Raw genomic sequence first — 12,341 nt, forward strand, 5'->3', positions numbered from 1 at the left:
AACCGTATACACTGAAACGTAAACGTATGCATGATGAAAAAGGCCGTCTGAAAGCTTTTCAGACGGCCTTTTTCATTATCGGCACATGGGGTTTTATACCCATTCAAAAAAATAATATACAAACAGGCAGCCTGTAGGTCGGATTCTCGAATCCGACACTTGTTCGCAGAACAAGGCCGCACATCTCTTTGGCCGTTGGCCAAACGTCGGATTCAAGAATCCGACCTACGCGGATGATGTTGCCGAATTGCTTTTATTTTGTAAGGTTATTTTTGGATTGGTATTAATCCAACCGCGCCCATTACTGCATCAGCATTCCACCACCCGCACCGACACCGGCACCGCTTCTTGCTGCAAGGTGATTGCCAGCCCGGCCAGCGAGGTTTCTTTATAAGTGGCTTTCATGTCGCGGCCGGTTTGCAACATGGTTTGAATCACCATATCGAGCGACACTTTTTTATCGTGGCCGTCTTCCAGCAAGGCCAGCGCACCCAATTTGAGCGCTTTTTCCGCCGCAATACCGTTGCGCTCGATGCAGGGAATCTGCACTAGGCCGCCCACCGGGTCGCAAGTGAGGCCCAAATGGTGTTCCATCGCCATTTCGGCGGCATTTTCCACTTGCGCGGGCGTGCCGCCGATGGCTTCGGCATAAGCACCGGCCGCCATCGAACAGGCCACGCCCACTTCGCCCTGGCAACCCACATCGGCACCGGAAATCGAAGCATTGGTTTTATACAGAATGCCGATGGCGCCGGCGGTGAGCAGAAAATTTTCCACCCGCGCCTGCGTGGTATGCGGGTTGAACTTGCGGTAATAATGCAGCACCGCCGGAATAATGCCCGCCGCGCCATTGGTGGGTGCAGTCACCACGCGGCCGCCGGCGGCGTTTTCCTCGTTTACCGCCATGGCATACACCATCGGCCATAATTGCGTGTTAACAATTTCCGCCTCACGCAACACCCGCAGCTTAGCCGCCAATTGCGGCGCGCGCCGGCGCACATTCAGGCCGCCCGGCAACAGGCCGTCTGAACCCAGCCCGCGCTTGATGCAGGCTTCCATCGCCTCGGCCACCGCGGCCACGCGCGCGCGCACCTTATCTTCGCTCTCACCGCTCAAAGCCATTTCATTAGCCAGCACCACTTCGGCAATATTGAGCTGCTCGCGGCGGCATTGCGCCAACAATTCGGCGGCGCTGTGAAACGGATACGGCACTTCGGCCGCGGCCGCAGCTTCCTGCCCGAATGTTTCATCGGTTACGATAAAGCCGCCGCCCACCGAATAATATACTTGTGCACACAATTCGAGGCCGTCTGAAGCATAAGCGTGAAAACGCAAGCCGTTGGGGTGTTTGGGCAGGCTCTCGCCGCCGAGAATGTGCAAATCACGTTCCACATTAAAAGTGATGGTGCGCGCACCCAGCTGCAATTGCTGCCGTGCGCGGATGCGTGAGAGCCGCTCGGCAATGGCGGCCAAATCGATTTCTTCCGGCAAGCTGCCCTCCAGCCCGAGCAAGAGCGCATCAAAAGTGCCGTGGCCTTGGCCGGTGAGCGCCAACGAGCCGTAGATTTCAATCATAATGCGCTCGGTTTGCGCGATGAGCCCTTGCTGCGCCAAGCACTCTGCAAACGCAGCGGCAGCTTTCATCGGCCCCACCGTGTGCGAGCTGGACGGCCCCAGGCCGATTTTGAAAATATCGAATATACTGATCATAGTGCGTTTGCCGCCTGAAATATAAAGAATGCCTCACTATAGCAGGAAACAAAATAGCCGTCTGAAACGCTTTGCAGCTTTTCAGACGGCCTGTGTTTAATGGCTTGCTATGCCGCCAGCCAGCGCCGAATCTGCGCCAGCACGGTCTCGCTGCTCAAACCCAAATCGGCCATCAGCTGCTTGGGGTCGCCGTGTTCGGTGACCTGATCGGGCACGCCCAACACCAGCACGGGCTTGCAGATTTTGTGCTTCGCCAACACTTCCAACACCGCGCTGCCCGCGCCGCCTTGCACGGCATTCTCTTCAATAGTGACCAAATAATCGTGCTCAGCGGCCAATTCTACAATCAGGGCTTCATCAAGCGGTTTCACAAAGCGCATATCGGCCACGGTGGCATTCAATTCTTCGGCGGCGGCCAAGGCCGGCTGCACCATGCTGCCGAAAGCCAAAATGGCGGTTTGCCTGCCTTGCCTGCGCAACACGCCTTTGCCCACCGGCACGGTTTCGAGGCCGTCTGAAACTTTCGCCCCTTTGCCCGAGCCGCGCGGATAGCGTACAGCAGAAGGCGCATCGAGCTGATAGCAGGTGGAAAGCAGCAGGCGGCATTCCTGCTCATCGCTCGGCGCAGCCACCACCATATTGGGCAGGCAGCGCAAAAAGCTCAAATCATACACGCCCGCATGCGTGGGGCCGTCGGCGCCGACAATGCCGGCGCGATCCACGGCAAAGAGCACGGGCAGGTTTTGCAGCGCCACATCGTGCACCAATTGATCATAGCCGCGCTGCAAAAAAGTGGAATAAATCGCCACCACCGGCTTGGCGCCTTCGCAGGCCAAACCGCCGGCAAAAGTGACGGCGTGCTGCTCGGCAATGCCCACATCGAAATAGCGCTCGGGAAATTTCTGCTCGAATTCCACCAACCCGCTGCCCTCGCGCATGGCGGGCGTGATAGCCACCAGCCGCTCATCGGCGGCGGCTTGGTCGCACAGCCATTGGCCGAAAATCTGGGTGTAGGTGGGCTTGGGCGGCGGCACGGGTGCCACGGGCGCATCGCCTTCTTTGGCCAGCGTCGACACGGCATGGTATTTCACCGGATCGTTTTCAGCCAGCTTGTAGCCCTGCCCTTTTTTGGTGATCACATGCAAAAGCTGCGGGCCTTTTTTGCCGCGCAAATCTTGCAGCACTTCCACCAAGCGCTCGACATCGTGGCCGTCCACAGGCCCCGTGTAGTTGAAGCCGAAGTTTTCAAAAAGCGACAGCGATTGCTTGGCATGCTCGGCTTCGCTGGCGATGGTTTTGATTTTATTTTCCACTTTTTGCGCGATTTCAAGCGCACCGGGCAGAATATTGAGCACTTTTTCCGACTGCTGTTTGAAGCTGTGCAACACGCCGCGCATATCGCGCACGGCATTGGTGGCCAGATATTTGGGCAACGCGCCCACATTGGGGGAAATCGACATTTCGTTGTCGTTGAGTATTACCAGCAGGTTTACATCGGTGTCGCCGGCGCAATTGAGCGCTTCAAACGCCTGCCCCGCTGTCATCGCGCCATCGCCGATAATGGCCACGCTGCGGTGCTCGTTGCCCGCCAGCTTGTCGGCCACCGCCATGCCCAGCGCCGCGCCGATAGAAGTGGAAGAATGCCCCACGCCGAAAGCGTCGTATTCCGATTCGGCGCGTTTGGGAAAGCCCGCCAGGCCGCCATATTGGCGCATACTGCCCATGCGGCTCTTGCGGCCGGTGAGGATTTTATGCGGATAGCTCTGATGGCCCACATCCCACACCAATTTGTCTTGCGGCGTGTGATACACATAATGCAGCGCCACCGTGAGCTCCACCGCACCCAGATTGCTGGCGAAATGGCCGCCGGTTTTTCCCACCGATTCCAGCAGGAAAGCGCGCAGTTCTTCGGCCACTTGCGGCAGCTGGTTTCGGCTGAGGGCGCGCAAATCTTGCGGCAGGGTGATGGTGTCTAGCAGCGGTGTCGGGCTCATAATGCGGCTCTTTTTTATACTGAAACAAGGTGTAAGGCGCGATTATAGCAGAGATTGTTACGGCGCTTTTGTGTTATCCTGCAGGCGTTAACGATTTGCGATACAGGAATGCGGATGAACACCATCAAACTTTCCCTGCCGGCCGCCATTTTGCTGGCGCTGGCCGCCTGCGCGCCGGCGCAAAACGAAGCGCCGGCCGCTTCAGCACCCGCCGCTTCGGCTGCAAGCACCGTTGCCGCCGGCGATGCCGCCGCCTCCGGCCTCACCGATATTGCGCCGGCCGAACACCAAACTGTAATCAACGACGCCAAATGGCAGGATTACCGCTGCGACGGCGGCAAAACCCTGCAAGCGCGCTACCATGCCGGCGAAGCCACCGCCGTGGCACAAGTGAAAATCGATGGCCACACGCTCACGCTGCAATACGACGGCGTGCAAAGCAATGAAGACCTCACCGCGTTTAGCGGCGGCAGCTACAGCTGGGTAATCAGCAACCTGCACCGCGCCGATTTCTATAAAGAAGACAACGGCTTCCTGTTTCAACAAGAGCAGCAGAAAATCAATGGCGAGAGCCTGCCGGTGGATAATATTTTGGTGAAAAACTGCGCGCCGGCAAGCTGAGCAGCGTGCTTGGTTACATAAAGAAAAGGCCGTCTGAAAGATTTTTGCTTTCAGACGGCCTGGTTGCAAATGATAAACCCATTTCAAACCACTTGCATAAATATGCTTTATACCAATTCTAAAAAATAACCTTACAAAATAAAAACAGTTCGGCGGCATCATCCGCGTAGGTCGGATTCTTGAATCCGACATTTGACCAACGGCCAAAGCGATGTGCGTGCCTTGTTCTGCGAACAAGTGTCGGATTCGAGAATCCGACCTACAGGCTGCCTATTTGTATATTATTTTTTTGAATTGGTATTATTCGCGGTGATAAGGATGGTTATGCAAAATCGACACCGCGCGGTAAAGCTGCTCGGTGAGCAGCACGCGCACCATGCCGTGCGGCAGCGTGAGGCTGGAGAGCCGCATCATCAGGCGCGCCTGCTGCTTTAAATGCTCGGTCATGCCGTCGGCACCGCCGATGATAAAGCAAACGTGTTCGCCCTCTTGCTGCCAGCGTTGCAAATGGCCGGCCAGCTCCACCGAGGTGGGCGCTTTGCCGCGCTCATCAAGCACCACCAAAAAAGCGCCCGGCGGAATGGCTTCGAGCAGGCGCTTTTCTTCGGCGGCCATGCCTTGTACAGCATTCACACCGGCGCCGCGCTTTTCGGGCTTGATTTCTTTGAGCGCATAATGCACATCGCGGCCGAAGCGCTTGGCATATTCGGCCACGGCTTCATCCACCCAGCGCGGCATTTTGGTGCCCACAGCCAATACAGTAATGTTCATGGCATTTTTTTCAGACGGCCTTTTCTATGCCTTATCCCGACAAACCCTTATTGTGGCCGCATAATGCCGTTTGAAAAAGCGGCACAACGGCAAGTTCAAACAACCGGTTTGGCTTTTGAATAGACAGGCAGAAGCTTGGCAGCAAAGGCCGTCTGAAACCTTTTATGATTGCGAATCGGCGGCATGCCACGGTTTGGCGGCACCAGGGTGGAACGAAGGTTTCTCACCGCCCCACAGGGTGTCGATATCGTAATAATCGCGCACGGCGGGCAGCATCACATGCACCACTAAATCGCCGGCATCCACCAGCGCCCACTCGCCGCCCTCTTGGCCTTCGGTGCTCAAAATCTCGAAGCCGGCGGCTTTCAAATCCACGGCCACGTTGTTGACCAGCGCCCGCACTTGGCGCGTGCTGTCGCCGCTGGCGATAATCATGCGCGCAAACAGCGGCGTTTTCTCTTGCGTTTCGAGCACGGCGATGTCTTTGGCTTTTACGTCTTCCAAAGCGCTCACGGCGATTTCCAGCATTTTTTGCAAATCTTGCAGCTCTTGTTCGTTCATTCGGTTTCCTATTTTAAAAAGTTTCAGACGGCATTTTTAAAGAAAGGCATGAGGCCGTCTGAAAGGTTTAGCGGTAAAGATGGTTTTGCTCGATATAGCGCTCAACGCGGCGATCGACCAGGCCGGCCAGCGATTCGCCCAAGCGGGCGCGGCGGCGGATTTCGGTGGAGCTCACGTTGCACATCGGCGCATTTAAAAGCTTAAGGCTGCCCTGTTGCAGCGCTTCGCCCAACCAGCCGTGCAATTCGCGCGGCGCTTGGGCAAGGTTTTCACCTTCGCGGGCGGCCACGGCAATGTGGGTGTGGCGCACCAGCGTTTGCCATTTTTTCCATTTGTGCAGCTGCATCAGGCTGTCCATGCCCATCAGCCACCACAATTGCGCGGCGGGAAAATGCTGGCGGAAAATCTGCACGGTGTCAAAGGTATAGGTAGCGCCCTCGCGCACCACATCGCAATCGCTCACGGCAAAGCACGGCTCGTCGGCCACAGCCAGCTCGGCCATGTGCAGGCGCGCGCGCGCATCGGCACCGCCCGCGCTCGCTTCTTTATGGTAAGGGTCGCCGGCGGGCAGAAAAATCACGCTATCCAGCCCGATTTCATCGGCAAACGCACGCGCAATGTGCAGATGGCCGTTGTGGATGGGGTCGAAAGTGCCGCCGAAAAGTCCGATATTTTTCATCATTTTTAATACAGGCCGTCTGAAAAAAGTTTAAGCCGTGCTGCCGGTTTTGCCGTCCACCACCAAATTAAGCTTGCCGGTGGCCGGGTGAATCACCAAGCCGTGCACCGCCACATTATCGGGCATCAGCGGATGGCGGCGGATAATGCCCACGGTGTGGCGCACGCTGTCTTCCACATTATCGAAGCCGGTGAGCCAACCGTCGAGATCGATGCCGGCATGGCGCAAAGTGGCCACGCGGTCGTCGGGTATGCCCTGCTCGCGCGCCTTGCCCAGAAAAGCATCGGCATTCAGGCCGCGCATGCCGCAATCATAATGTGCCACCACCATGATTTCTTTTACCTTTAATTCCAGCACCGCCACCAGCAGGCTGCGCATTACCGAGCCCCACGGATGCGTGACCACCGCGCCGGCATTTTTAATCAACTTGGCATCGCCGTTTTTCAAGCCCAGCGCACGCGGCAGCAGCTCCACCATGCGCGCATCCATGCACGACAATATCGCCAGCTGCCGCTCGGGATATTTATTGCTGAAAAACTGGGCATATTCGCCTGATGCAACAAATTCCTGATTAAAATCGAGAACTTCTTCTAATATGCTCATGCATGTGTCCTGTGGATAAACGTTTATCAGCGCAAGCTGCGGCACTCGGCCGCTGAAAACCGCCCGGCTGCCCGAATGTGAGGTTTTGATATGGATGCGCGCCGAAGGTTGGCTATTATAACGGTTTCCTGCACCGGCTGCCGACAAAATGGCAAAGCCGCCCAAAGGCGGCTCGAAAGCATGTTGCAAGGCGGAAAATGCCGCAAAGCTGAGCACCTTCGAGCATGTTCAACGCAGCAGGCGCGTTTTTGAGTCAAAAGATTGCCACGAAATGGATTGTAAACAGCCTCTACGCTAATCCGTGAAAATGACGGCGGAAATACACCAAAGCCGGTGCGCGCTCGGCATCGTGCACTTTGATTTCACTGATTTCAACGTAAAACACGCAATGGGTGCCGATATCGTGTTGCGCCACGATGCGCCCGTGCATATGCGCCAGCGCACCTTCCACCTGCAATTGGCCACTGCCGCCGCGATGCCAGATATGGTATTCGAAGCGCTCTTCGGGCGAGAGCTGCGTGATGCCGGCAAAATGCTCGGCCACATCTTGCTGGCCGGCGGAGAGCACGTTGATGCACAAATCGCGGTTGGTTTGAAGTATCGGAATGATGGCGGCACTGCGGTTGATGCAGAGCATTACCGTGGGCGGCTCATCGGTAATCGACGACACCGCCGTCATGGTGATGCCGTAGCGGCCGGCGGCGCCATCGGTGGTGATCACATGCACGCCGGCGGCGCATGAGGCCATTGCGTGGCGGAAATCCTGTTTCAGCGGCGTGTTGTCAGTCATGAATCAGATCAGTCGATGTGCTGCCCGATGGCAGACAATTCACCCAGCAGGCTTTGCAGTTGCTTGAGTTTGTCTTTCGACAGCACCGATTCAATCACATCATAGCGCGCGTCCACTTGATCGCAAGTGGTGCGGTGCAGCTTTTCGCCCTCGCCGGTGAGCTTCAAATACACGCGGCGCTGGTCGTTGGAAGGCTTCAAGCGCACCACATAGCCCACTTTTTCCAAGCGGGTGAGAATGCCGGTGAGGCTGGGGCGCAGAATGCAGGCCTGATTGGCTAAATCTTGAAAATCAAGCGTGCCGTTTTCGGCCAGCAGGCGGATGATGCGCCATTGCTGGTCGGTGATGCCTGCATTGTTCAAAATCGGACGAAATTGGGCCATCAATGCTTCGCGGGCCTGAATCAGGCTGATATTAATGGATGCATGTTTGGATTGCGCGGTCATAATAAAACGCCAGCCTTTCTGGTAGCAAGTGACGAAGCGAAGCAAAAATCTCTGTTTTTATGTTTATATATGAATCTTATTCTAAAACAAGAAAAACCACAATGTAAAGGCAAAAAATTGTTTTTATGCCTGCTTAGAAGCCTGTCTCATTCAAATTCATTCAAGATGACAGACAAAAGCCGGCCGGCCGCTGCCGGCTGAGGGGAAATAAGCCGCTTTTTTTGCCGCATACGGCCAAAGCGTATTCAATCATCTTCAAACAAACCCATGCGCGCCAGCCATTGCGCCAGCTCGTGTTGCGGGTCGAGCAGGCTGTAGCGGCCGAAGGCATCGAGCGTGGCCAGCAAGGCATCGTTCATCAAACGGCCTTCTGCCATCGCTTTGGCCAATTCAGCCACGGAGAGCAGCATAAATTCGGCCACTTCGCCATCTTGGTTTTGCGGCTGCACGCCCTCGGGCAACACCACATCGAAAATGTGCAATTCCTCGCGGTGCAGCCCGCGCGACACCGGCCGCAGGCTTAAGCAGCGGCGGCCGGCACGGGCGTGTTGCAGCTGCGCCGCACTCAATCCCGCTTCTTCTTCGCCTTCGCGCAACATGGCCGTTTGCACGCACTCGCCGCTGCTGATGCCGCCGCCCACCAAATTATCGAGCTTGTTGGGGTCTACTGCTTTATAAGGGCTGCGCCGGCCGATCCAAAAGCGCCATTCGCCGTCGCAACACGCCAGCCCGTTGATGTGTATGGCGCGGCTCAGCAGCCCGAGCGGGCGGAAGGCGGCGCGTTCCAATGCAAATAAAGCCTGCCCTTTTTCATCGCGCACATCGAATTTTTCATTGCGCCAGCCGCCGAGCAGCCCCAGCTTGTGCCAAGTGGCGGCCATGTGTTGCAAGGCATCAGCCATTTCGAGCCAGCTTCCCGCATCAAGCGCCAGCGCCGCTTCGCTGTGTTGTTGGTGCAAAGGCCAATCTTGACGCACTTGTGCTGCCCATTTTGCATCAAGCCGCCCCAAGGGCATGCCATTGAGCAGCAGGCGCTGCCAGCCCTCGCTCGGGCAGGCAAATTGGCGCTGCACCCATTGCCATAAAGCATCTTGTTCGGCGCGACTGAGCGCTTGCGTGAAAACGGGAATATCGGAGCGGGTCATGTTGATTGCCGGTAAAAATTAAAAGAAGCGGCAATTGTAGCAAATTCCGTACTATTTACCGCCACTTAAATCAAAGGCCGTCTGAAAAACTGTTTTTTCAGACGGCCTGCAAAGAAAATCGGTTTACAACACCGGCGCATCCGGCAAATACACATCAAAACGGGTGCTTTTGCCGGCATATTGATAAGCTGGCTCGGCTTGTGCCAAAAAATCGCCCAAACGCGGCCGCTTCACCACCACGCGTTTTTTGGCCACGGCACGGGCGGCGGTCAAAAGCGCGGCCTCATCTTGCGCCGCGCCCACAAGGCCGTGGAAATAAGCCATTTCTTTTTTCACCGCCGCCGCTTTTTTGCGCTCGGGATACATCGGGTCGAGATACACCACATCCGGCCGCCCCTGCGCAGCGGCCAATGCCGGCATCAGCGCGCAGGTGTCGCCGTGGTGCAGCGTGATGCGTGCGGCGATTTCGGCGGTTTCTTCATCGGCGGCGGCGCGGCGCAGGCCGTCGGCCAGCAAGCAGGCCACGGCGGGATGCTGTTCAAACACGTTCACCGCCAACCCCAACGAAGCGAGCACAAAAGCATCGCGCCCCAAGCCGCCGGTGCCGTCCCACACTCGCGGTGCGGCGCTGTGGTTAACCGCCTTGCCCAGCAATTCGCCGCCGCCTTTGGTGCGCCGATATTGCGCGGCGCCGCCGGCAAAATCCACCTGCACGCGCCCTTTTTCGCCCGCACGGCACAAGGCAATGCCCTCGGCATCGGCCAGCAGATATTCGCCTGCCAGCGGCGGCGCATTGAGCCGGCTCAGGCCGAAGCGTTCGGCCAATTCATGCACCGGCGCAGCGGCTACGGCGGCAAAATAAATCCCGGCCATGTTTCAGACGGCCTTATCGGCAGGCTTATTCATGCTCATGTGCTTCCAGGCTCAAATACGAGCTTTGCTTGAGGCCGCGGCAGAATTCGGCAAAATAAAGGTTGTGTTCGGCCTTGCCAAGCCGGGCCCAACGCGATTTTTCTTCAAATTTATTGAGCACTTCTTCGGGCGATAAGTGCACATAGCGCAGCATGTCTTCAATGGTGTCGTGCTCTTCCATGCCGCCGTATTCCACACGCCCGTCGTCGCGCACATACACATTCACCGAATCGGTGTCGCCGAAAAGGTTGTGCATGTCGCCCAAAATCTCCTGATACGCGCCCACCATAAACACGCCCAAAAGGTAAGGCTCGCCTGCGCGCGGCTCGTGAATCGGCATGCTGGTTTCGATGCTTTGCTGGTCCACATATTGGCGCACTTTGCCGTCTGAATCGCAGGTGAGATCTTGCAGCACGGCGCGGCGGCCGGGCTTTTCGTTCAGGCGGTGTATCGGCATAATCGGCAGCACTTGGCCGATGGCCCAGGTGTCGGGCAGGCTTTGAAACACGGAAAAATTGCAGAAATATTTATCGGCCAATTTATCGGTGAGCGCGTCAAACACCTGTCGCTGCGAGCGCTGGCCGGCTTGCAGCTGGCTTTTCAGGCGGTGGCAGAGCACGGCGTGCAGCTGCTCGGCCAGCGCTTTTTCACGCAGCGACACTTTGCCCTCGAGATAGAGGCCGATCACTTCGGTGAGGTAATGGCCGATGCGGTAATAGGTTTCGGTCACCATTTCACGATCATCGGCATCGTGCAGCTTGGCAATCAGCTTTTGGGTGGCAAACGACAAATCTTCTTCGTCGGTGATTTCAGGCACTTGATCGGGCAGACGCTCGACATCGGTTACATTCATCACCAGCACGGCATGATGCGCCGTCATGGCGCGGCCGGATTCCGAGAAAATACCCGGATGCGGCACATTGTGTTCATTGCAATATTCGGCCAGCATCGACACAATCACATGTGAATATTCGCCGATATCGTAATTAATCGAGCTTTCATTGCGCGAGTGGGTGCCGTCGTAATCCACGCCCAAGCCGCCGCCCACGTCTACATATTCAATCGGCAGCCCCAATTCGCGCAGCTCGGCAAAATAGCGCACCGCCTCTTTAAAGCCCAAACGGTAATCGGAAATATTGGAAATTTGCGAGCCCATGTGAAAATGCATCAGCTTCACCGTGTCGGCCAAGCCTGCGGCGGTGAGCTTTTCGGCGGCTGAAATCAGCTGCGCGGCGGAAAGGCCGAATTTGCCTTTGTCGCCGCCGGTGTCGGCCCACTTGCTCGAAGCGAGCGAAGAGAGGCGCACGCGCAGGCCGATATTGGCTTTCACGCCCAGATTGGCCGATTCTTCAATCACCAAATCCACTTCCGATTCTTTTTCAATCACGATAAACACTTGGTGCCCCAAGCGCTGCCCCATCAGGGCGAGGCGGATGAATTCGCGGTCTTTATAGCCGTTGCACACAATGGTGCCGCCTTTGGGCGCAAACGCCAGCACAATCATCAATTCCGGCTTGGAGCCGGCTTCCAGCCCGATGGAAACCTCATCGTTTTTCGGCACGATGATGTTTTTCACCACCGATTCCTGCTGGTTGACCTTAATCGGGTAAATCGCCGTGTAGCGCCCCTGATAATCGTTTTTGCGGATAGAGCGGTTAAACGCGGCGCACAAACGCGCCACACGGTCTTGCAGAATATCGGGAAAGCGAAACAGCATCGGCAGATCTTGGCCGCGCTCGTTCAACTCGGCCACGAGCCCGTATAAATCCACAGTTACCTCGCTGTTGTCGTTGGGTTTCACCACAACATGACCGTCGTCGCTCACAGAAAAATAGCGGTCGCCCCAATGGCGGATACCGTATAAAGCTGCACTGTCGGTAGCAGACCAAGACATTTCTTTACCCTCGAAAATGGTGTTGTCAAATGAAGCGCATCATAACATATCGCGTTTGTGCGCACGGAATAATCCGGCCGCCGGCGCACAAAAGCCCTTTCAGACGGCCTGGGCATTTCTTAGGGTCTGTTCACAATTCATCCGCGAGTAAGATTTTGAGCGCAAAAGCGTGGCTGCAAGGCGAAAAGCACAGCAAGGTTGAACACCTTGCGAGC

Annotated in this window: 12 protein-coding genes; 1 reads left to right on the forward strand and 11 read right to left on the reverse strand. The window is 56.6% G+C overall.

Translation table 11 applies throughout. The features are described from left to right. Nucleotides 1-309 precede the first annotated feature (309 nt). Both EV680_RS07870 and dxs read right to left on the reverse strand, forming a co-directional pair. Nucleotides 310-1,710, reverse strand: a complete 1,401-nt coding sequence (locus tag EV680_RS07870) for an L-serine ammonia-lyase (RefSeq protein ID WP_132954197.1) — start codon at nt 1,708-1,710, stop codon at nt 310-312. A 107-nt stretch (nt 1,711-1,817) separates the two neighbouring features. Further along, a complete protein-coding gene (dxs, locus tag EV680_RS07875) occupies nt 1,818-3,704 on the reverse strand; it encodes a 1-deoxy-D-xylulose-5-phosphate synthase (protein ID WP_132954198.1) in 1,887 nt (628 codons plus the stop codon). A gap of 114 nt (nt 3,705-3,818) precedes the next feature. Between dxs and EV680_RS07880 the strand changes: the two genes are divergently transcribed. Continuing rightward, nucleotides 3,819-4,325, forward strand: a complete 507-nt coding sequence (locus EV680_RS07880; RefSeq protein ID WP_132954199.1) for an ACP-like domain-containing protein — start codon at nt 3,819-3,821, stop codon at nt 4,323-4,325. 300 nt (nt 4,326-4,625) lie between these two features. On the opposite strand, the gene rlmH is transcribed toward EV680_RS07880, so the two are convergent. The 9 genes from rlmH to speA form a co-directional block, all read right to left on the reverse strand. Then, nucleotides 4,626-5,096 carry a 23S rRNA (pseudouridine(1915)-N(3))-methyltransferase RlmH gene (rlmH, locus tag EV680_RS07885; RefSeq protein WP_132954200.1) on the reverse strand — a complete coding sequence of 157 codons (471 nt, stop codon included), beginning with the start codon at nt 5,094-5,096 and terminating at the stop codon, nt 4,626-4,628. Nucleotides 5,097-5,258: 162 nt separating this feature from the next. Further along, a complete protein-coding gene (gene rsfS, locus EV680_RS07890; protein WP_132954201.1) occupies nt 5,259-5,657 on the reverse strand; it encodes a ribosome silencing factor in 399 nt (132 codons plus the stop codon). A 67-nt stretch (nt 5,658-5,724) separates the two neighbouring features. Further along, complete coding sequence (gene nadD / locus EV680_RS07895; RefSeq protein WP_132954213.1) at nt 5,725-6,336, reverse strand: nicotinate-nucleotide adenylyltransferase; 612 nt, start codon at nt 6,334-6,336, stop codon at nt 5,725-5,727. 30 nt (nt 6,337-6,366) lie between these two features. Next, nucleotides 6,367-6,939 carry a beta-class carbonic anhydrase gene (locus tag EV680_RS07900; protein ID WP_132954202.1) on the reverse strand — a complete coding sequence of 191 codons (573 nt, stop codon included), beginning with the start codon at nt 6,937-6,939 and terminating at the stop codon, nt 6,367-6,369. Nucleotides 6,940-7,228: 289 nt separating this feature from the next. Then, nucleotides 7,229-7,729 (reverse strand): 4-hydroxyphenylacetate 3-monooxygenase, reductase component, encoded by a 501-nt coding sequence (gene hpaC / locus EV680_RS07905; RefSeq protein ID WP_132954203.1) that lies wholly within the window; start codon nt 7,727-7,729, stop codon nt 7,229-7,231. Nucleotides 7,730-7,737: 8 nt separating this feature from the next. After that, nucleotides 7,738-8,175 carry a homoprotocatechuate degradation operon regulator HpaR gene (gene hpaR / locus EV680_RS07910; RefSeq protein ID WP_132954204.1) on the reverse strand — a complete coding sequence of 146 codons (438 nt, stop codon included), beginning with the start codon at nt 8,173-8,175 and terminating at the stop codon, nt 7,738-7,740. 245 nt (nt 8,176-8,420) lie between these two features. Beyond that, nucleotides 8,421-9,320 carry an NUDIX hydrolase gene (locus tag EV680_RS07915; RefSeq protein WP_132954205.1) on the reverse strand — a complete coding sequence of 300 codons (900 nt, stop codon included), beginning with the start codon at nt 9,318-9,320 and terminating at the stop codon, nt 8,421-8,423. Between the two features lie 123 nt (nt 9,321-9,443). Beyond that, nucleotides 9,444-10,193, reverse strand: a complete 750-nt coding sequence (locus tag EV680_RS07920; protein WP_132954206.1) for a class I SAM-dependent methyltransferase — start codon at nt 10,191-10,193, stop codon at nt 9,444-9,446. Nucleotides 10,194-10,218: 25 nt separating this feature from the next. Continuing rightward, a complete protein-coding gene (speA, locus tag EV680_RS07925; protein WP_132954207.1) occupies nt 10,219-12,126 on the reverse strand; it encodes an arginine decarboxylase in 1,908 nt (635 codons plus the stop codon). Nucleotides 12,127-12,341 lie beyond the last annotated feature (215 nt).

This window comes from Uruburuella suis (genome assembly GCF_004341385.1).
Classification (GTDB): Bacteria; Pseudomonadota; Gammaproteobacteria; order Burkholderiales; family Neisseriaceae; genus Neisseria; species Neisseria suis.

What these genes read in the sequence shown, in the direction of transcription:
- EV680_RS07870 (WP_132954197.1), bottom strand. Translation starts at nt 1,710, where the DNA reads ATGATCAGTATATTCGATATTTTCAAAATCGGCCTGGGGCCGTCCAGC.
- dxs (WP_132954198.1), bottom strand. Translation starts at nt 3,704, where the DNA reads ATGAGCCCGACACCGCTGCTAGACACCATCACCCTGCCGCAAGATTTG.
- EV680_RS07880 (WP_132954199.1), top strand. Translation starts at nt 3,819, where the DNA reads ATGAACACCATCAAACTTTCCCTGCCGGCCGCCATTTTGCTGGCGCTG.
- rlmH (WP_132954200.1), bottom strand. Translation starts at nt 5,096, where the DNA reads ATGAACATTACTGTATTGGCTGTGGGCACCAAAATGCCGCGCTGGGTG.
- rsfS (WP_132954201.1), bottom strand. Translation starts at nt 5,657, where the DNA reads ATGAACGAACAAGAGCTGCAAGATTTGCAAAAAATGCTGGAAATCGCC.
- nadD (WP_132954213.1), bottom strand. Translation starts at nt 6,336, where the DNA reads ATGAAAAATATCGGACTTTTCGGCGGCACTTTCGACCCCATCCACAAC.
- EV680_RS07900 (WP_132954202.1), bottom strand. Translation starts at nt 6,939, where the DNA reads ATGAGCATATTAGAAGAAGTTCTCGATTTTAATCAGGAATTTGTTGCA.
- hpaC (WP_132954203.1), bottom strand. Translation starts at nt 7,729, where the DNA reads ATGACTGACAACACGCCGCTGAAACAGGATTTCCGCCACGCAATGGCC.
- hpaR (WP_132954204.1), bottom strand. Translation starts at nt 8,175, where the DNA reads ATGACCGCGCAATCCAAACATGCATCCATTAATATCAGCCTGATTCAG.
- EV680_RS07915 (WP_132954205.1), bottom strand. Translation starts at nt 9,320, where the DNA reads ATGACCCGCTCCGATATTCCCGTTTTCACGCAAGCGCTCAGTCGCGCC.
- EV680_RS07920 (WP_132954206.1), bottom strand. Translation starts at nt 10,193, where the DNA reads ATGGCCGGGATTTATTTTGCCGCCGTAGCCGCTGCGCCGGTGCATGAA.
- speA (WP_132954207.1), bottom strand. Translation starts at nt 12,126, where the DNA reads ATGTCTTGGTCTGCTACCGACAGTGCAGCTTTATACGGTATCCGCCAT.